Annotated in this window: 1 protein-coding gene; it reads left to right on the plus strand. The window is 26.3% G+C overall.

Annotation, left to right across the window (positions count from 1 at the left end):
• Nucleotides 1-201, plus strand: a 201-nt coding sequence (locus AACQ14_RS24150; protein WP_339366082.1) for a hypothetical protein, incomplete at its 5' end; no start/stop codon positions are given.
• Nucleotides 202-297: the final 96 nt, after the last annotated feature.

Raw genomic sequence — 297 nt, forward strand, 5'->3', positions numbered from 1 at the left:
ACAGATAAACTGGACACTAATAATTTAACATTGATAGGTTATGTTGAGGACAGTGCATCATATAAGCTATATCATGACGATGGTATGTCAAAAGACTATGATAAAAAAGAAAATCTAATTAATATTCAAGTTGAAAATGATAAAGTACATTCTGATAGTGATAGTATTAGTTTTAGTTTAAAAACAAAGAGAGAAATTTAATTGTCCAAATGGTTCATAATAGTCAATGTAGAGCTGAAAAATTAATAGACACACTCTATAATATGTATTGGTTAAACTATTTCTTAACCAATACAT

The sequence above is a fragment of the Vallitalea maricola genome, assembly GCF_036985595.1.
GTDB classification, from domain to species: domain Bacteria; phylum Bacillota; class Clostridia; order Lachnospirales; family Vallitaleaceae; genus Vallitalea; species Vallitalea maricola.